The 17,719-nt window shown below is 32.7% G+C and carries 17 protein-coding genes, 1 tRNA gene and 1 pseudogene; 7 read left to right on the forward strand and 12 right to left on the reverse strand.

Annotated elements, in window-relative coordinates; translation table 11 throughout:
• Positions 1-161: 161 nt before the first annotated feature.
• Together OOL01_RS00105 and OOL01_RS00110 are read left to right on the forward strand one after the other, a co-directional pair.
• Positions 162-884: a Bax inhibitor-1/YccA family protein gene (locus OOL01_RS00105; protein ID WP_007302228.1), complete on the forward strand. Its 723-nt coding sequence runs from the start codon at positions 162-164 to the stop codon at positions 882-884.
• A complete protein-coding gene (locus OOL01_RS00110; RefSeq protein WP_010407017.1) occupies positions 885-1,421 on the forward strand; it encodes a cytochrome c oxidase assembly protein in 537 nt (178 codons plus the stop codon).
• 44 nt (positions 1,422-1,465) lie between these two features.
• Here the strand turns inward: OOL01_RS00110 and OOL01_RS00115 are convergent, their stop codons facing one another.
• The gene (locus tag OOL01_RS00115; RefSeq protein WP_264686831.1) at positions 1,466-1,996 is read right to left on the reverse strand and encodes an ankyrin repeat domain-containing protein; all 531 of its coding nucleotides are present in this window, start codon (positions 1,994-1,996) and stop codon (positions 1,466-1,468) included.
• Between the two features lie 281 nt (positions 1,997-2,277).
• Here OOL01_RS00115 and OOL01_RS00120 point away from each other — a divergent pair, with 281 nt between their 5' ends.
• The gene (locus tag OOL01_RS00120) at positions 2,278-3,255 is read left to right on the forward strand and encodes a quinone oxidoreductase family protein (RefSeq protein WP_264686832.1); all 978 of its coding nucleotides are present in this window, start codon (positions 2,278-2,280) and stop codon (positions 3,253-3,255) included.
• Between the two features lie 599 nt (positions 3,256-3,854).
• Positions 3,855-4,457: a hypothetical protein gene (locus tag OOL01_RS00125; protein ID WP_264686833.1), complete on the forward strand. Its 603-nt coding sequence runs from the start codon at positions 3,855-3,857 to the stop codon at positions 4,455-4,457.
• Positions 4,458-4,537: 80 nt separating this feature from the next.
• On the opposite strand, the gene dapA is transcribed toward OOL01_RS00125, so the two are convergent.
• The 9 genes from dapA to elbB form a co-directional block, all read right to left on the reverse strand.
• On the reverse strand, positions 4,538-5,425 hold the full coding sequence (gene dapA / locus OOL01_RS00130; protein ID WP_264376660.1) for a 4-hydroxy-tetrahydrodipicolinate synthase: 888 nt from the start codon (positions 5,423-5,425) through the stop codon (positions 4,538-4,540).
• A 9-nt stretch (positions 5,426-5,434) separates the two neighbouring features.
• Positions 5,435-5,917 (reverse strand): single-stranded DNA-binding protein, encoded by a 483-nt coding sequence (gene ssb, locus OOL01_RS00135; protein ID WP_264686834.1) that lies wholly within the window; start codon positions 5,915-5,917, stop codon positions 5,435-5,437.
• A gap of 68 nt (positions 5,918-5,985) precedes the next feature.
• Positions 5,986-6,059, reverse strand: a tRNA-Arg gene (locus tag OOL01_RS00140).
• 12 nt (positions 6,060-6,071) lie between these two features.
• Positions 6,072-6,860, reverse strand: a complete 789-nt coding sequence (locus tag OOL01_RS00145) for a hypothetical protein (RefSeq protein WP_010407002.1) — start codon at positions 6,858-6,860, stop codon at positions 6,072-6,074.
• A complete protein-coding gene (locus OOL01_RS00150; protein ID WP_010406999.1) occupies positions 6,857-7,465 on the reverse strand; it encodes a hypothetical protein in 609 nt (202 codons plus the stop codon). Before OOL01_RS00150 ends, OOL01_RS00145 begins: the two co-directional genes overlap by 4 nt.
• A gap of 4 nt (positions 7,466-7,469) precedes the next feature.
• Entirely contained in the window at positions 7,470-8,909 is a 1,440-nt protein-coding gene (locus OOL01_RS00155) for a hypothetical protein (RefSeq protein WP_264687271.1), read from the reverse strand.
• Between the two features lie 270 nt (positions 8,910-9,179).
• Positions 9,180-10,106: a 4-hydroxy-3-methylbut-2-enyl diphosphate reductase gene (gene ispH / locus OOL01_RS00160; RefSeq protein ID WP_213863831.1), complete on the reverse strand. Its 927-nt coding sequence runs from the start codon at positions 10,104-10,106 to the stop codon at positions 9,180-9,182.
• Positions 10,107-10,164: 58 nt separating this feature from the next.
• A complete protein-coding gene (locus tag OOL01_RS00165; RefSeq protein WP_264686835.1) occupies positions 10,165-10,473 on the reverse strand; it encodes a hypothetical protein in 309 nt (102 codons plus the stop codon).
• Positions 10,474-10,610: 137 nt separating this feature from the next.
• Positions 10,611-11,309, reverse strand: coding sequence for an isoprenoid biosynthesis glyoxalase ElbB (gene elbB, locus OOL01_RS00170; RefSeq protein WP_264686836.1), 699 nt, complete (start codon positions 11,307-11,309; stop codon positions 10,611-10,613).
• A 141-nt stretch (positions 11,310-11,450) separates the two neighbouring features.
• On the opposite strand from elbB, the gene OOL01_RS00175 reads away from it, so the two are divergent.
• The 3 genes and pseudogenes from OOL01_RS00175 (at position 11,451) to OOL01_RS00190 (ending at position 15,558) form a co-directional block, all read left to right on the forward strand.
• The gene (locus OOL01_RS00175) at positions 11,451-12,431 is read left to right on the forward strand and encodes a glycine zipper family protein (protein ID WP_264686837.1); all 981 of its coding nucleotides are present in this window, start codon (positions 11,451-11,453) and stop codon (positions 12,429-12,431) included.
• Between the two features lie 575 nt (positions 12,432-13,006).
• Positions 13,007-13,916: pseudogene (locus tag OOL01_RS08585) on the forward strand (transposase).
• Positions 13,917-14,382: 466 nt separating this feature from the next.
• Complete coding sequence (locus OOL01_RS00190; RefSeq protein WP_264686839.1) at positions 14,383-15,558, forward strand: hypothetical protein; 1,176 nt, start codon at positions 14,383-14,385, stop codon at positions 15,556-15,558.
• Between the two features lie 24 nt (positions 15,559-15,582).
• On the opposite strand, the gene thyX is transcribed toward OOL01_RS00190, so the two are convergent.
• Positions 15,583-16,431: an FAD-dependent thymidylate synthase gene (gene thyX, locus OOL01_RS00195; protein ID WP_264686840.1), complete on the reverse strand. Its 849-nt coding sequence runs from the start codon at positions 16,429-16,431 to the stop codon at positions 15,583-15,585.
• Between the two features lie 9 nt (positions 16,432-16,440).
• Positions 16,441-17,718 carry a UDP-N-acetylglucosamine 1-carboxyvinyltransferase gene (gene murA / locus OOL01_RS00200; RefSeq protein WP_264686841.1) on the reverse strand — a complete coding sequence of 426 codons (1,278 nt, stop codon included), beginning with the start codon at positions 17,716-17,718 and terminating at the stop codon, positions 16,441-16,443.
• Position 17,719 lies beyond the last annotated feature (1 nt).

Consider the following 17,719-nt stretch of genomic DNA (forward strand, 5'->3'; position numbering starts at 1 on the left):
TTATAATAGTTAAATGCTGCTGAAAACCGATTTGCTTATAGTTATGGAAGAAATTCTCTAATTGCATACCACACCATTCAATTGTAGTATGTCATTTTATACTTGATAAAAACGCTGTATTGTATTATAATATATCATCAAGAGATAATAAGGAGTTACATATGTCTTATATGAAAAACGAACAGGATATTCGCTCTCAGGGCGTTTATTATAGTGCTGGACTCAGGAGTTACCTAACTAAAGTATACAATTATATGGCTTTAGCTTTAGGTGTTACAGGGCTTGTTGCGTTTTTAACAGTGTTTTCTGGTCTTTTCCAGGTGATCTATTCCAATCCTGTTCTATCGCTTGTGGTAATGCTATCTCCAGTTGCATTGGTGTTTTATATGTCTTTTAGGCTTCAACACCTAAGTGCTCAGTCAACACTTACTGTATTTTTTCTATTCTCAGTTTTAATGGGAATTTCTTTATCTCATATTTTTATAATTTATACTGCAGAAAATATAGCGAGAGCATTTTTCATTACATCGATCATGTTTGGTTCTATGGCTTTATATGGTAATACTACAAAAAAAGATCTTACCAGCATGGGTTCTTTTTTGATTATGGGAATCTGGGGGTTAATCATTGCATCTATAGTTAATCTGTTTCTTGGAAGCAGTCCTCTCTATTTTGCAATATCGTTTGTATCAGTGATAGTGTTTACTTTAATGACCGCATACGATGCTCAGAGAATCAAAGATGTTTATTATAGATATAATGATGGCTCAGAAGTTGCAACTACTAAGCTGGCAATACTTGGTGCAACTAATCTTTACTTTGACTTCATCAATATATTCCTCAATTTACTCAGGTTACTTAACTTGTTCAACAATAAGGATTAGATGATTTCCTTTTTAAGGGGAAACAATAAAAGTTCTATAGTTTTCCTTCTAATATCTTTAGTGGTATTGATGCTGTGTCTTGCATATGCTTCAGTACCGTTGTATAGCATCTTTTGTAAAGCTACTGGATATGGTGGCACAACGAGAAAAGTAACTAATGCAACAATAAATGCAACTGACCAAAAAATCAGGGTTCACCTTAATGCTGATATAATATCAGGTCTGCCTTGGGAATTTAAATCAGAAACTAACTACATCGATACAAATATAGGGCAACAAAGTTTAGTATTTTATTATGCAAAAAATTTATCTGATCAGCCTTCTTTTGGAATGGCAGTGTATAATGTCACACCTTTTAAAGCAGGTAAATATTTCAATAAAGTTGCATGCTTTTGTTTTGAAGAGCAAATGCTGCTACCAAAACAAAAAGCGGCTATGCCCGTATCCTTTTACGTAGACCCTGAAATAATGCGTGACAATAGTACAAAAGATTTAAGTGAAATAACACTATCATATACGTTTTTTAAGCTTAAATAACAAACCTTTTCCTATTGTAATCCGAACAAGGTTGTACGATACATCTATTGAATTGAGCAGGAGCTCTTATTTGCTTTTTGCACACTGACTACTTGTGTTTCAGTGTTCGTTGTTGCTAATTTCCATCCTTCATTATTTGCTTCACAAGCATTCCAACATTGAGCCAACTCCTTATTATTTTTTACAGAATCTGGTATTTCTATGTTGGGATTTTTTTCTAATGTATGCTTAATTAGAATCTCACAGCAATTTTTGCGTTCAATTGACTTATCCTTACAATATAATTCAGCAACACACTCTAAAGCAGTGTTTCCATTGTAGTTTTCATCTGAGCTATCATTCACTCCCGCTTTTATGAGAGCCTTTAATATGTCCGGAGAATGGGTCAAAACACAGGTATGTAAATATCCTTTTTCGTTTTGCACATTAGCTCCTGCTTTTATTAAAACTTGCGCTAGATTTGTTAAAGTGTACGGTTTATAGTTAATGGCGATGGAAAAAAGACTATCTATTGGAAAGCCATCATAATCTTTCAAGTCAAATCTGTGATTAATATCAAATCCTTTTTTTCCCAAGAAGTATATAAATATTTACAATAGTCTCCTTTTTTATCTGATTTTTGCATTTTACATTTTAACCTTTCTTTTATTTTTATTATTGGTATCTAAATCGTCATCTTCATCCACTTCACACAACACATTGAATAAAACACCATAAAGCCAAGTTTCTCTGTTTGTCATAATTTGTGCCTCAAAACTATTAACAATACGCTTATGTAGTGTATAAACTCTAAATAACATTTTGCAAAATATTAATTGCTAGATAACATAATTAAAGTTTTTGTCTTACATTTATCATGGTTAGAGCTATACAAATTAAAAAAACTGGGGGGCCAGAAGTATTAGAATTTGTAGATAAGAGCATAGGTGAGCCAAAAGATGAGGAAGTCTTAATACGTCATACAACTATCGGCTTAAATCGTTATGATTTAGAACACAGAAAAGGTACACGCAAAATTAAAGATCTGCCATCAGTACTTGGAGTAGAGGCAGTAGGAGTTGTTGAAAAGCTTGGTAAAAAAATTAGTGATGGACTTAAGGTTGGAGATAGAGTTGGATATTGCACAGCTCCTCCAGGGGCATATTGTGAAAAGCGCATTGTACACCAGAAATATTTGATAAAAATTCCGAATGATATACCTGATGAAGTTGCTGCTGCAGTATTGTTTAAAGGTATGACAGCTCACTATTTAGTTAATCAATCTTATAAAATCAGGCCTGGTGCTTTTGTACTAGTTCATGGAGCTAATGGTGGTTTGGGGCAAATAATATGCCAATGGGCAAAGGATAAAAAAGGTATAGTGATAGGTTCTATAAGCTCTGACGAAAAAATGAAGATAGCTTTACAAAATGGCTGCACATACGCAATAAACTACAATGATAAAGATTTCGTTTCTAAAATCATGGAGATTACGAAAAATAGAGGAGTAGGTGCAGTGTATGACCCTATAGGTTACGCTACAAGCAAGCTCTCTTTTGAATCTTTGGGTAAGTTTGGCATATATGTTTCCTATGGGCAGATATCAGGTAATGCTCCTATTAATTTCTCTTTACTTAGTTCGCGTTCGTTATTTGCAGCTGGAACTTCGATATATCACTATAAGCATGATAAATTTACATTAGTGCTTACTGCAATGGAAATATTCGAGATGATAAGAAAAAAACTTTTAATCGTACGAATTAATAAAAAATATAAATTTGATGAAATAATAGGGGCTCATCGTGACATGGAAAATAGAAAAATAAGTGGGCTAAATATCATCAAAGTTTCTTAAAATAAATTAGTAACCTAAAATAATTATTCATTAAGTCATATCAACAAGAATTTCATATGGTTAATTCTCTTTTTGGGAAAGTTAAAAGCATACAGCTGAACTGACTGAGATTTTTACCGGACTAGTTTGAAAAACTTGTCATTCTGCTACTCGTTAGTGGCGTGGTAATGCGATGTTTTATCTATAGATATTATGTTCACAGTAGTTTCAAAAGAAGCTGAGTAAATAAGTTATATTTCAAATTAGATTTGGTGTCACATCTAACATTATAAGTATTATCACTTTAATAGTATATGGAGCTGTTATTTTTCTTTTAAATGAATGCTTTTTTCTGTTTTACAATAGTTTTAGAGTTGAGGTTATAGTACTTAGAAAGTTTACATTGCTTTATGAATTGTCTCTGTTGTTCTGATATATCCAGTAATCATAAGTTCTCCTTTAATGGCATTTTGTTCTCATGTTTTATATACCATTACACTCTGGGACCATACATATAAGGCTAAAGTTTGCTGAAAGTCAATTAAAATTACTTAATAAATTGACTATATAAACTAAAAATGCTAGTATTGTATTATTAATTTTAAGTAAGGGTACATACTATGAGCTATACAAGAGAACAGTTAAAAGAGGCGAGGCAAGCAAAAAGTAACCTAGAAAAGAAAATTGGATCAAAACTAGAACTAGCAGCAGGCACAATAGTGATACTAACAATAGCACTAGGAATGGGCGCTGTTACTGGGGCTCTTGCAGGTTTAGCTCTAAGTTATGTTAACTTGCCACCTCTCATTGCAGGTGGAATCATTGGTTCTGCAATGTTATTAGTAGGCTTAATCAAGGCTTGTTTTTTCTCAAAAACTACAAATCTCAACGATATACCAGAAGGCATGTCCAAAGAACATGAACAAATTTTGAGAGAATATAGCAACAGCGCTGAATATAAAATTAAAAATTATGCACATACTATCAGTAGTATTGGTGTTTCTTTTGGAGTTGGAGCAGGACTAGTTGCTCTTGGTTTTACATCACCAGCAGCTATAGGTGCTTTAACTTTTGTAGTGAGTATGATTCCTTATATTTCTTTAAGTTTCTTAATTGATAAAGCAATTGAGTGCTTTTTTCCAGAAGGAAATAAACAGCCAGGTAGCTCAGTTGATAGTGATGTGAAAATTGTTGGTGGGTATACGTGCAGGGAAGTATTTTAAGAAACGATAGATAGAAGTTTTTGAAGAGGATTTAGCTCATTTTTTTCATGTTAAGTATAATTGAATTATCCGCTCAAGTCCTAATCCTGCATAGCTAGTTGATTTTTCCATCCAAGAATCATTTTATTAGCTTGCCTCAATGTTTCAATAGAAGGCAAGTCTTCTGTGCTTAGTGGTAGACGAACAGTTTTGTGTTCTATAAGCCCAATGTCATGCAAGAGTGCTTTAGTAGGTATTGGATTGCTGGCAGTAAATAGAGTTTTGCAAGCTTGTTGCCAACTGTCTGCCTGAGGGTTCTCGCCACTCATGCATTGCTTAACATATTCATGTACTACACGTGGCCAAACATTGGCAGCAACAGAAACCAGACCAGCCGCACCCTTAGCAGCCATATCGGGTATCATATTATCATCTCCGCAAAAGACCTCAATATTTGGTGCAACTTTCTTATACTGAGTTAAAGTATCAACGGTGCCACTTGAATCTTTGATAGCCCAAAATTTTTCGTGGCTGGATAAGTTGCGTACAGTTTCAGCGTGAAGACTCACTCCTGCTCTTGATGGAATATTGTAAAGCATGGCTGGCACATGTGCTTTTTCAAGCAGCTTTTCAAACCATAAAGTTTGCCCCATGATTCCAGGCTTTGCATAAATGGGAGTTGTCATTAGATAGCCATGAATAGGCATACCCTTGCAAAAATCAAGCCATTCAAGAGTCTGATATAGATTCACTCCTGGTACACCAATTATAATTTTCGTATTTAATTTTAGCTCACATACAAATTCAACTAATGTGCGCTTTTCAGAATCAGTAAGTGATAAGCTTTCACCTGTGCTACCTAGCAACACTACACCATTTTCAGCTTCAGCTTGCATTGTTAGTAAACGCTGCAAGCTTTGGTAATCTATACTATCTCCACTGCAATTAAAAGGAGTAACACAAGCAGTCCATAAAAATGTAGATTTCAATTGAAGTTATTAAAATGGTATTTCATCATCGATTAGTTCGTCTTTTATATCGTTGTCAAAACTTCCGTGTTTATCTTTTTGTTCTGTTTCATTTTGTTTGTATTCACTTGGCTTGTAATCAGAGTTTGACATACTGTTGCGTGAATCTAAAAGGGTAAGGGCACTATTAAAGTTATATAGCACCACCTCTGTCGTATACCTTCCGCTACCATTTTGGTCAGTCCATTTTCTAGTTCTCAGAGAACCTTCAACGTAAACTTTACTACCTTTGCGCGCAAAATCCTTAACAATTTTTACTAATCCTTCACTAAAAATTACAATATTATGCCATTCTGTCTTTTCAGAGCGCGTACCAGAAAATTTGTCAGTCCAACTTTCAGATGTGGCTATCGAAAAACTTGCCATCTCTTTTCCATTTTGTGTAGTCCTAATTTCAGGATCTTTTCCTAAATTACCAACTAATATGACTTTATTTATAGTACCACTAGACATAATTATGCTTTAAAATAAATCTCTTTATTATCTTATGTGAGAGTATTATTGTCAAATTTAATTAAAAACGCGCTTGGAGGGATTCGAACCCACGACCTTTGCCTCCGGAGGGCAACGCTCTATCCAACTGAGCTACAAGCGCAGATGTATTAGATTATTTAATAGATAAACTATCTAAATCAAATTTTTGTTCTGGATAAAGCGTAAACATAATACCTCCATGTCCAAAATGTACATTTTTAGAATTGCTTATCCGTTCTTTTGTTATCTTTTGGTTTACAGCCCATGAAAAAGTTACATAATTTTCAGTTACTGAGTGCACTTTTAAATCCTTAGTATTTATAAACAACTTTCCATTTACCCATATTTTCCATGTATCGGGGGAAAAGTATAAAATTGAATCTAAACTGACTACTTTACAATTGAAATTTTCTTCCTCTGTAACTCCTGAAGACTGTAAGTTAAACTTTTCCATCTCACTAACTATTCTATTAACCTGCTCTTCATCAAAAAAAATGCTTTTTATGCTACCATATTGCGATAAAGTACTCTCTGCTGCCTCTTTTATTATATCGTCTCGATCTATATAATAATTGTTGATAAAAAAACACTCCTTCGCACGCAAATTTGCTATATCAATGAAGTCATTTATTTCTTGATTTCCAACTTTTAAAATACTTTTTAAGTACTTCTTTTCTATAATCATTCCATCATTAGAATGATGACAGACCATTTCATCATTGCCTTGTCTTTCTATATATACACATAAATTTTCACTATTTAACCCTAATATTTTATGCTCAATAAAATCTTCATTACTAATATGCTGTTGACAAGAATATTTTTTACAAATCCCTATATTTTCTACAAGATCTTCGCAATTGCAATATGCACTAAAATTAAAAAATAGCAGCGTAAAAATAAAAAACAACTTTATATTCATCTACTTAATATGGTATACCAATCAAAAACTATACTAGCTCTCACTATCTCTATCATATTACCACTTAAAATCTGGTTTATAACTTTAGCATCTATATTTCTCTGCTTATTCAAGGTAAGAGATCTGATCATAACATAACCAGGAAGATTTGGAATAGACTGTAGAAATAAAAAAATATGCTTATCGCTAATTGAGCTTAAACTTAGAACCACTTCACTTCTTATTACTTTTGTATGTTCACTTTTATTGTGGAGTTCAGCTTCTTCAGGTATAGAAATTGATATTTCAGGTTCTAACATGTAGTGTTTTTTATATAGCTTGTTAAGCTCAAAATTTAAATTTGTAATGTATCTGCTACTATGTAAATTTGAAGAAGAAATTCTTTTCCATAAATCTAGGTTTTTATTTAGAACGACTTCTTTCTTTTGAATTTCAATGATCTGTAAATTAATAGAGCGTATTTCCTCAGCTGCAGTTTGATTTTTATTATAAACCTTTTTGTTATAGATAATAAAACACGTTGATAACCCTATTAATACAATAGATAACAATAAGTAATATATGCACTGAATTGTAGCTTTTCTTTTTAGTTGAGAGATAGTCATCAATCTACATTGCCTCTCCTATTTCAACATCAATAGATAGATTTTTCTCTTTAGTAGTAGGTAAGCTAGAAATACTAATATCATGAGTACGGAAATTATCGTTTAAATTTTTCTGTAGTTTCTCGTATTGATAAGAAATGTCTTTACCAGATTGAAAATTAAACCTTAAAGTTGTGGTAATATAACTTTTTGCCTCATTATAATTCCACTCAAATAATTGAAGCTCTACATCTGGTACTTTTAGCTTTTCTACATACTTAACTTGTGTGAGAGGAGAGTACTCTATTTTTGATAAAATATTATTGATATTAATAAAATCGTAAACTTCATCTATCTTTTTTACATTATAGCTTTGGCTAAGTTTTATTAGTTTGTTATTTAAAGCACTCCGCTTTGCAGATAAATTATCAGCAATATTAAAATTCGAATACAAATTCCGCAAACAAAAGGTGTTAATTACAATTAAAGTCAAAAGGAGGTATAGAAAAATCCGAGGAGAGTTTAAATAAAGGTAATTGAATAGATAAAATTCTTTAGTTTCTTTTGTATTAAAAACATCTGTTGGCTTATTCTTAAAGCTATGGAACAAAATTGTAGTATCACAAAAGCTATCTTTTTCGCATATAGCTAATTCTGCTCCCAATAGTTTACCTAGCTCATATGGAGTCAATATGTTCACACTATTCTCTGAAAAATTTATAACTGATAAACTAGATTTAATAGCTTCTGATACTATGATGCAAAGGTCGATAGGGTCATTTTTTTCAAATCCAAACTTAGTTAAAGATTGAATTGTATTTTTCACTTCCTGATATATTTCACCAGCAATGATTCCTGGTAAATTATCATTAGTAAATGGTATTAAACGTGTAAATATCATTTTGTTCTCTTTAAGAACCACTTGTCTATAGCCACCTGTTTTAGTTGCAGCAACTATAATTTTCCAGTTACTAGGATCTTTGTGTAGAATCTTTTTTGCTATACTGACTAGTTCTATAGGAAACATTAATATTCCTTTAAAGTTAGAGCCTATTTCAACAAACACGTCCAACCAATATTCTATTAAATGATTTGCTTTTGATGAAACAAATAGATACCACCAGTTTTGATTAAATTTATTCGGCTTTTCGACCAAGAGAATAGAATTTATATCGTTATTATGAGCAAAATGCTCTACTTTTGTTTTTGCTGATAGATAAGCACTAATCCTATTTACTCTTGGGATAGACTGTAGCAAATAGTTCTGATCAGTGTGATTGAGAACCAGATATAAGGGTGCTTTTTTATCTGATGAGAGACATGAAATTGAGTCAGAAACAACTTTATTATTTTTGTCCTTAGCAAAATATCTTTTATTTAAAGTATCATTTTTAAAATATAGTAACATTGTGCCTTCTTTTCCTATAGAAAGCATAAACTTACTTTTGGGTTTTGACCCAAACATATTAACAAAGTGTATACTCATCTAGAATTAAAAAGGTAATTTATTGAAATTCATTAAACATTAGATGACAATATTACTTATATTATAAGTTTTTGATAAAATTAGTAGTAATATTAACCCTTTTGTATGATGAAGGTTTTTTATATTTGTGCTAGACACAACTTAACCTGACAAACGAGGATTAATTATATCTCAGCTTGATATTTTATTCTCCAACAGACTGAAAATTGAATTGAGCTAAAGACTTGATTTGACGCACGTTGTTGCACATTACCATTTAGTATACTTGAACTGAACATTTTCAGTGAATCCATCTGGCATGACTGAAACTTTTGTATTCATATTTATTTTTAAGTAATTTACTAGCTCATCAACTAATATATCAGGAGCAGAAGCACCTGCAGTAATTCCTATTTTTTCTGCGCCCTGCAACCAATTTTTGTTCATACATTTATAATTATCAATCAAATAGGCTCTTTTTCCTCTGGAAATACACAGGTCTAATAAACGGTTTGAATTTGAACTGTTTTTGCTTCCTACAATTAACACTACGTCTGTAATTTTAGCCAATTTTTTAACAGCGTTCTGCCTATTTTGTGTTGCATAGCATATATCTTTTAAGTCGGGGCCTGTAATGCTTGGAAATCTGAGCTTCAGTGTAGCAATAATTTCTTTGGTATCGTCAATACTTAACGTGGTTTGTGTTACATAAGATAAATTATCTGGATCTTTGATTTGTAAATTGTATACGTCTTGCATAGTTTGCACTAGAGATATAGGATTACTTACTCTTCCTATAATTCCTTTAACTTCTGGATGATTTTCATGTCCAATTAGAATTAATTCTTTACCACTATCCTCATACCTTTTTGCCTCTTTATGTACTTTGCTAACTAATGGACATGTTGCATCAATCACTTGAACACCCTTTCTTTTTGCCTCATCCTCTATACTTTTCGACACTCCATGTGCGCTAAAGATCAATATTCCTCTATTGTCTTTAATGTCTTCTATGCTGCTTACAAAAACCACTCCTTGTTTCTTGAAGTCCTCTACTATATACTTATTATGAACGATTTCGTGTAGTACATAAACTTGGCGTTCATTTTTGTATTTCTCTAAAGTGATTGCTAATATGTCTACAGCTCTTTTAACCCCTGCACAGAAACCGCGTGGTTCAGCTAAGATAATCTCCATTTTTTAAGTAAGTATGTAAACATTGCTAAAAAGCAAGCTCCGCTCACTATGTTTCATATCATGACTGCTTTACTATAATTTCAAATTTATCATTACCAAGATTCTTATTAATATACCAGGAACCGTCATCTTTAATTACAAATTCAGGACCCTTAAGGTCTCTTTTTATTATCCTTCCATCTTGGCCATCCATAGCAATATGGATATCGAATGTAACGATGTCTAGATTTACCATAGCCTTTTTCCCACTTTGTGAATTTAGGCTAAACTTGCCCAACATGACATCATTAATACTCACTTTTCCTGCATAAGTATCACACTGACCATCTATACAACACTCACTTTTAATATAAAAAAGATCTAACATATTTAAATCTATAAAAAAAAGAACTAAATTTATATACTAAATACAATTCATCATTAATAAGCAACTATAGATTACTTTGGCTACAGCAATAATGCAACTGGAAGTATAACATAATTAATTGTATAAGAAACTACACTTTAGAGAAATGGTTGTTTGGTTTTTTTATTAATTTTTTTCACCATACTGTCAATCATGTGTTTTATTCCTTGATATACAGAGTGTGTACTTTCATCACTACGCATATAAGCAGAGCAGGAAAATATATTATGCTTTTCGTCTTCTATTGATAGCTTTGTATCGCATGTTATATGTTCGCCGCCGAGCTTCTCTATCAACTGGTCTTTGTCGTTTCCTATAGTTACCTTAATCTTACTTTCTTCTTTACCTATCTTGCTACTTAAAATTAAAACAATAATGGCTGGAGATATACATATAGTTCCTATTGGCTTTTTTGCAACAAAGAACTCTGAGACTAATCTTTCAAACTCAGGCATTACTGTTTTATTTTCAGCTAAGTCAGATAAATTTTTCGCAACTCCATATCCACCAGGTACGACTAGCATGTCAAAATTTTCAGCTTTAGCTTCTCTTAAATCATTTATCTCACCTCTTGCAATTCTTGCTGATTCTACAAGTACATTCCTTTTTTCTTTTACTGCTTCTTTTGTTTTGTGATTCATAACTTGTGTGATATCAACATCAGGAGCAAAGCACGTGACTTCAACTTCCTGCTGATCAAGCACAAGCAAACTTAAAACTGCTTCTCTCACCTCTGTGCCGTCGAGGTGGCCGCATCCTGATAAAACCACAGCGGCTCTTAATTTTTTCTCACCCATAAAATACCTTGATTTCATATAATCTAGGTATTGTAATACAAATTCCATATTTGGAAAGGAGTAATTATTTTATGTCAATTATAATATAATTAATAATTAGTATATATAATTAGGCATATTTATAATTGATGGGAATTGAATATGGTACAAGGTGGTGCAGCAAACTCAGCTATTTCCGAGAAGTTAATTGAAAGTGTAGTGGAATATATTATTGGAAAAGAGGATTTGTTACAAAAATTGGATAGTCTACTAATACTAGATGGCTTTGAAAAGAAAGGTGAAACTTCTGACAAATCAGATATCAGTAAATTTCTGATGAACAAACCAGTTGTTATTGAGGGTGTAATGAGTCTTATGTTCGAGAATTTTGAGAAGAACAAAGTTGAATTAGAAAAATTTATAAAACTAGCAGATAAAACAGAAGGCATGGAGAAAGAGCTTGAAGCTTTAGGTAACCAACTGTTAGCTCAGGGGGTAATAAGTGGAGCAGCAGTGACAACACTAACAGGTGCACTAGCAGGTTTATTAACAGTAGGAGGAGTGACTGGTGCATTAATTGTTGGCGGAGCAGCATTAGTAGGGTTTGTAGCACTAGTTGCTATAGCTGCTATTGGTTATGCTATATATCAGCATAGAGGTGAGATAAAAGAAGGAGCGATGAAAGCAGGAAAAGAAGTGAAAAGTTTTGTGAAAGATGTGATCGATAAATTGCCTACAATTCAAGCAAGAGAGAATAATTTTGAAAAGTTAATAAGCAATTTAATGGAAAAGAATCTTGAAGCTGATGAAGGAAAAAGAACAATGCTTAGTAATGAAATAAAAATAATAAAAATGCTTCAGAATCAAGAGCAACTAGCAGCCATAGGACAGTTAATAGGGGAAGATAAGGCTGGTCTTTTGAACAATCTTATAAGCAAGGGTACTAGTACTCATGAGGAAGATATGCAGAAATTGCTAGATTTGATGAAAGATTTTCAACCTGCAATTATGGCAATTGGTAGTGACATAGAAGATGTAGAAAAAAAGGTTAATGAGAAAGTTCACGAAGTGAACCCACGTACTAAATTAGGTATTTCAGCTACTGAACAAATTAGTGGAGAAGGAATCACAGGACCGAGTTGATACATTTGAGGAGCGTTTTGATGCAAAAATGTATCTGTCTATCTTATTTTGCCACCCTGCTAAGCGGACACAAAAAATTACTTCCGCATATTTTAAATCTCATTATAATTACAAATAGAGATATTTTAAGAGCTCAAAATCTATCTCCGTCTGCAGACCTTTTTTATTAAACTCATAAAAAATGTAGCGTATCCTCTTCAGTGTATACTTAATTTCTGTCATATGTGCGCTGCATTTTTTTCTAATCTTTTTTACAGGGGGATTTTATGTCCAGAATTCCAGATATTTGACCTTTACTTTAGCTAATAAAAACCAACTGGTACCTGCGGTTTTTATAGCTACGTTTCTCAAACAAGTTTCAAATGAATAGATTTCTTGCATAACTGGAATTCAAAAGTTGATATCATTCTAGCGCGTGACGCTAGAATCCAGTCCTTTTGTGCAAAAAACGTTGTAAAGTGTTTACCAACTTAGTTGGATCCCAGTGGGCTTTGTTGCATCGCTCAAGTGAAAAGAACTGGCAGTTACTGACAAAATTCATTATAAAACAGCCATTTAACTGTTGAAGAAAAAATATGCCACAGAAAATGAAAGTCAGTAACCAAAACGAATATAACAAATTCCTTGAAAAAAGGGAGAATATTTTTCGTTACATCGATGAAGCTATCGAAAATTGGTATGAAAATAGTCCAAAAATGCAGGGCGGCAACTATATTTATAGTGATAAAGTTGTGATTTTAGTGCATATAATCGTCAGTTTCTTTAGAATTGGTTTAAGACAAACAGTCGGGTTTATAAAAGGATATCTGCAACAAATAGGAAAAAATTTGCAGCTATTCACAAGCATCAAAAAAAACTTAATATTAAGATAAATGATTGCAGGATTGATAAAAGCAACATGGAAAATATTGAAATTATCATAGATAGCACAAATTTACAGTAACACTCCTGGCTACAGTAAGGAAAACAGTGCAGATAGAAAGTACCGAAGCTACGAGCAAGTAAGAAAGTTACATGTTATGTTAAGTGTGAATAGTAAAAAAGCTATAGCTGCAAGATACAGTAATGGCGTCTACTCTGACCACTTGCGATTTGCTTGAAGAAGTTAATTTTCAGCACAAAATAAAAGCATTATATGCAGATAGGGCATACGATAGGCAAAAACTTTATAAATTGTGTAAGAAATACGATATAAAGACAAAAGTTCTACCAAAAAAGGATGCAGCAGAACATTCAAAAATAGATTATATGTCTGACAGAAATGCTGCTATTAGGTTAATAAAATTATATGGACAAGATGGTGTAAAAGAGTGGAAAAAGGAAGTACATTATGGGAAAAGATCTTATATAGAAGGATTTTTCTCAAGGTTGAAGCAAGTATTTGTTTAGGAATAAATCTGAGATAAATCGAGAAAAAGAACTAAATGCTATTTGCTTAATAAATTCACTGATATTGGTATGGCTAAATTTGAGATAGTTACATGAATTTACCATAAATCACCATCTCATAAAGTGTGATGCAACAAAGCCATCCCAGTGTCAGCTACTCTGATGACACCAAAGGGGCACTTGGATAGAGGCTACTTGAATAAAACCATCATAAGGTGAAACTAGATTCCAGTGTCAAGCACTGACCATCTGCTATGCAATTTACTTTCAAAAATAAACGTTCCAGTGGTTTCATCTTCTTTCATCCCAGTGTTTCCTTCTCTTGTCATCCCAGTCTGGGATCCAGTTTTTCATATAATCTCATCACAAACATTTATTTTAATTTAAAATCAATACCAAATTTAGAATCAAAATTCCTGGATTCCAGTGTTAAGCACTGACCATCCACTATGTAATTTACTTTTTTATATAATAAATAATACTAATTTACTAATATATTAATTGACAAGTGGTGTAGGTTATACTATTATTAAGATACATAGTTAATATCTTAATAATCAATATGCCAAAATATGTTAATCGCATTGCTCAATCTATTGTATTAAAAGTCTATACTGATAAGGAACATCCTAGAGTTAAAGTGTTTTATAAAACTGAAGATAGAGAAGATGGACAAGTTGAAACAAGACTCTCAAAACAGGAAATTGCGGAGTTTTTAAATCAATTTGCCAACAGAGGGAAGCATAAAACTGCTATCAGTAAAAATGTAGAACAAGGTATAATTAAAGATATAGAAGGTATACATAGAGAAAATGGTAGATATGTATATAAAGCACCAGATTTATCAGCTGAAGAACAATACAATAAATTATTTGAAAGTGAGCAAGCCATTCAATTTCATTTGAATGATTTCATGTCAGATAGCATATCTGGAATTGGACAATTAAAAAGTAGATTTGAAGAAATTTTAGATTTTGACCCTGAAGAAGGGTTATGTCACCCATTAAATTACTTTATTACCTTTATAAGATTAGAGAATAGGAAAGATTTTGTTCAATTCCTCGAGTCTGGTAATATTATATCTGAACAAGATTTTATGGACTATATTGATGAAAGAAAAGAACAAACGATTGAGTTATTAATGATGCAGTTTTTATTGCAATTCTTACCTGTTCTCGATGTTCAGAGCATTGAAAGGCGAGAAGGAGATCCATTTTATGATGAGACGATATATGGACAAGCATGTAACGATTTATCTTCAACAGAGGTATGGGTCTATACTAATCAAGAACAAATCAAACGTGCTTTAAATGATGTAGAGATAGGATGCTACTTAGAATTTAGTTTTTCTTGTTATGCTTGTAATGGAGCAGATGATGAAGATGACGAGAATATTGCTCATTCTATGTTGGTATATAAAGCAGAGAATGATAAATACATATTTTTTGATCCTAGTAAAGGAGCGATTGGCTTTTGTCCTGATACAGGAGTTGCTAATTTTACATTAGAGGAAGTTTGTAGGGCAATAGAACTTGCTGTAAACCATTATTCATATAATATGTATGTTGAAAATTCTCCAGATTATTGCGAAATTTTTATTACGCTTAGAAATGCAACACTGATGTTAAAGAAAGCTGAAAAGCTTTATGAAATAACAGAAAGAACAAATTCAAAAATAATTGATATATCAGTTGATAAAGGCATGAATCAATTGTTGTTCACACCTGCAAGTCTGTGAACGTACATATCTTGATCTTTTTGGTTATTTACAAAGTATAGACATCAACTCATCCCATTCTCTTTTACCCATGCCACTTTCTTCTCTCGCAACATTTTCTCCTTTTATTAGCTTGCGAATTATTTCAAGACCAGTTTTTGAAATGCAGGCTGATTTTAGCGAGTATTCAACAAAAGCATTATAGGCCAGCGGAACCCATTTCTTCACTATGTCCAACATAACTTCTGCATAGACTCTAATTTCATATTGGGCGTGCTGATCAGCTCTAAGCCTTAAAAAGTGAAGAAGGTTGTGTAAATCTATTTTCCAATAAAACTGAGTATAGTAATTAAGTGTTAGATTAGTTCGGGCAATTTCCCTTGCAAGGCCCTGCTCAATAAATTTCTCATAATGAGAATATACTAAATTAGAATCATTTATTAGAGAATCTATTATTTCTTTGGAAGTATTTGAATCAAAAGCTTCACCGCTGCCTTGTTTATTATTATCAGATTGTTTTGCAACCTGTTTTGGTTCTGGTATATAAAATTCATTATCAAGTATCGAATACCTTCCAGAATATTCATTCACATTTGCAGTTCTGTGTCTTATCCACTGTCTTGCAATAAAAATTGGAAGTTTCACGTGAAACTTAATTTCACACATTTCAAATGGAGTTGTATGATGATGCCTCATCAAATACTTTATAAGCGCTTCATCTTGATTTATCTGTTTTGTTCCTTTTCCATAAGAAACGCGAGCAGCTTGAACTATGGCGCTATCAGAGCCCATATAATCAATCACTCGAACAAATCCATGATCTAACACCTTATGTTCTTCGTATAGAATTTTATCTATCTCTTTTACTGTAGTTCGCTTAGTTGTCTCATTCATAATATATTCTCAAGATGAAACAGAGATATCAGCTCCACATGAATTGAGTTTTTCGTGCATTGCCTCATATCCTCTCCATAAATGATGTGAGTTATTTATTGTAGTTTCTCCTTTAGCCAACAAAGAAGCAAGCACCAAAGCTGCCGTTGATCTTAAGTCATTAGCATATAGATTAGCTCCAGATAAGCTCTTTATTCCACTTATAGTAGCTTTATTTTTTTCGATGCTGATATTAGCACCTAATTTTCTTAGCTCATTTGCATGTGCAAATCTACTTTCAAAAACGTTCTCTTCAATGATTGATATTCCATCTGCAATGCACATAGCAGACATTAGTTGTGGTTGCATATCACTGGGAAAGTTGGGATATGGATTTGTTGCAACGTGAGCAGATTTAATAGAGCCATTTTTTCTAGAAATAATAATACCATCATCATGTAACTCAACTTTGGCTCCTATAGTCTTCAATTCATTTGCAATACATTCTATATCAGACAAACTTACTCCTTCTAACTTTAGCTCGCCGTCGGTAATGATAGCAGCCAAAGCATAAGTACCGGCCTCTATGCGATCTGGTATTATTTTATGCTCACACCCATTTAATGCTTCAACACCCTCTATTGTGATTTTTGTATTATTAACTTCAATATTGGCACCCATACTCTTCAGAAACTCTATTAAATCAAGAACTTCCGGCTCGATTGCAGCATTGTTTATTATTGTTACTCCCTCTGCAAGTGTTGCTGCCATTATTATATTTTCTGTTGCGCCAACACTTACTTTTTCAAATGTTATTTCTTTGCCTTGCAATTTTCCCTTTGTTGTTGCAGTTATATTACAGCTATCAATTTCAATTTTAGCTCCCATTGCTTCAAGTGCCTTGATATGAATGTCAACAGGACGTTTTCCAATATTACATCCACCAGGAAATACTGTTGAAACTCTACCAAATCTGCTGAGCATTGGACCTAGCATTAAAAAAGATGCTCGCAGTCTGCTTGCAATTTCATGTGATATTAAATGGTTATTGATATTGCTACAGTCAATTTCCAAAGTATGATTTGCTTTATAGTCTTTATTGCATATAAAATTTACTTCTGCACCAAGACTCTTAAGCAGCTCAGACATCAAATGCACGTCAATTAAATCAGGTACGTTATGCAAAGTTATTGAAGAATTACTAAACAAGCTTGCCGCCATTATTGGCAAGACGGCATTCTTTGAACCATTAATCTTGATTTTTCCAATCAAGGGCTTATGGTTACTTCTTACTAATATTTTATGCATT

The organism is Wolbachia endosymbiont (group B) of Rhopobota naevana, from assembly GCF_947250615.1.
Lineage (GTDB): Bacteria > Pseudomonadota > Alphaproteobacteria > Rickettsiales > Anaplasmataceae > Wolbachia.

Coding starts and splice junctions, on each gene's coding strand:
- OOL01_RS00155 (WP_264687271.1), bottom strand. CDS start 8,909: ATGTTTGGGTCAAAACCCAAAAGTAAGTTTATGCTTTCTATAGGAAAA.
- elbB (WP_264686836.1), bottom strand. CDS start 11,309: ATGGGTGAGAAAAAATTAAGAGCCGCTGTGGTTTTATCAGGATGCGGC.
- ssb (WP_264686834.1), bottom strand. CDS start 5,917: ATGTCTAGTGGTACTATAAATAAAGTCATATTAGTTGGTAATTTAGGA.
- OOL01_RS00150 (WP_010406999.1), bottom strand. CDS start 7,465: ATGACTATCTCTCAACTAAAAAGAAAAGCTACAATTCAGTGCATATAT.
- thyX (WP_264686840.1), bottom strand. CDS start 16,431: ATGAATGAGACAACTAAGCGAACTACAGTAAAAGAGATAGATAAAATT.
- OOL01_RS00110 (WP_010407017.1), top strand. CDS start 885: ATGATTTCCTTTTTAAGGGGAAACAATAAAAGTTCTATAGTTTTCCTT.
- murA (WP_264686841.1), bottom strand. CDS start 17,718: ATGCATAAAATATTAGTAAGAAGTAACCATAAGCCCTTGATTGGAAAA.
- OOL01_RS00125 (WP_264686833.1), top strand. CDS start 3,855: ATGAGCTATACAAGAGAACAGTTAAAAGAGGCGAGGCAAGCAAAAAGT.
- OOL01_RS00175 (WP_264686837.1), top strand. CDS start 11,451: ATGGTACAAGGTGGTGCAGCAAACTCAGCTATTTCCGAGAAGTTAATT.
- OOL01_RS00105 (WP_007302228.1), top strand. CDS start 162: ATGTCTTATATGAAAAACGAACAGGATATTCGCTCTCAGGGCGTTTAT.
- OOL01_RS00165 (WP_264686835.1), bottom strand. CDS start 10,473: ATGTTAGATCTTTTTTATATTAAAAGTGAGTGTTGTATAGATGGTCAG.
- OOL01_RS00190 (WP_264686839.1), top strand. CDS start 14,383: ATGCCAAAATATGTTAATCGCATTGCTCAATCTATTGTATTAAAAGTC.
- OOL01_RS00120 (WP_264686832.1), top strand. CDS start 2,278: ATGGTTAGAGCTATACAAATTAAAAAAACTGGGGGGCCAGAAGTATTA.
- ispH (WP_213863831.1), bottom strand. CDS start 10,106: ATGGAGATTATCTTAGCTGAACCACGCGGTTTCTGTGCAGGGGTTAAA.
- OOL01_RS00145 (WP_010407002.1), bottom strand. CDS start 6,860: ATGAATATAAAGTTGTTTTTTATTTTTACGCTGCTATTTTTTAATTTT.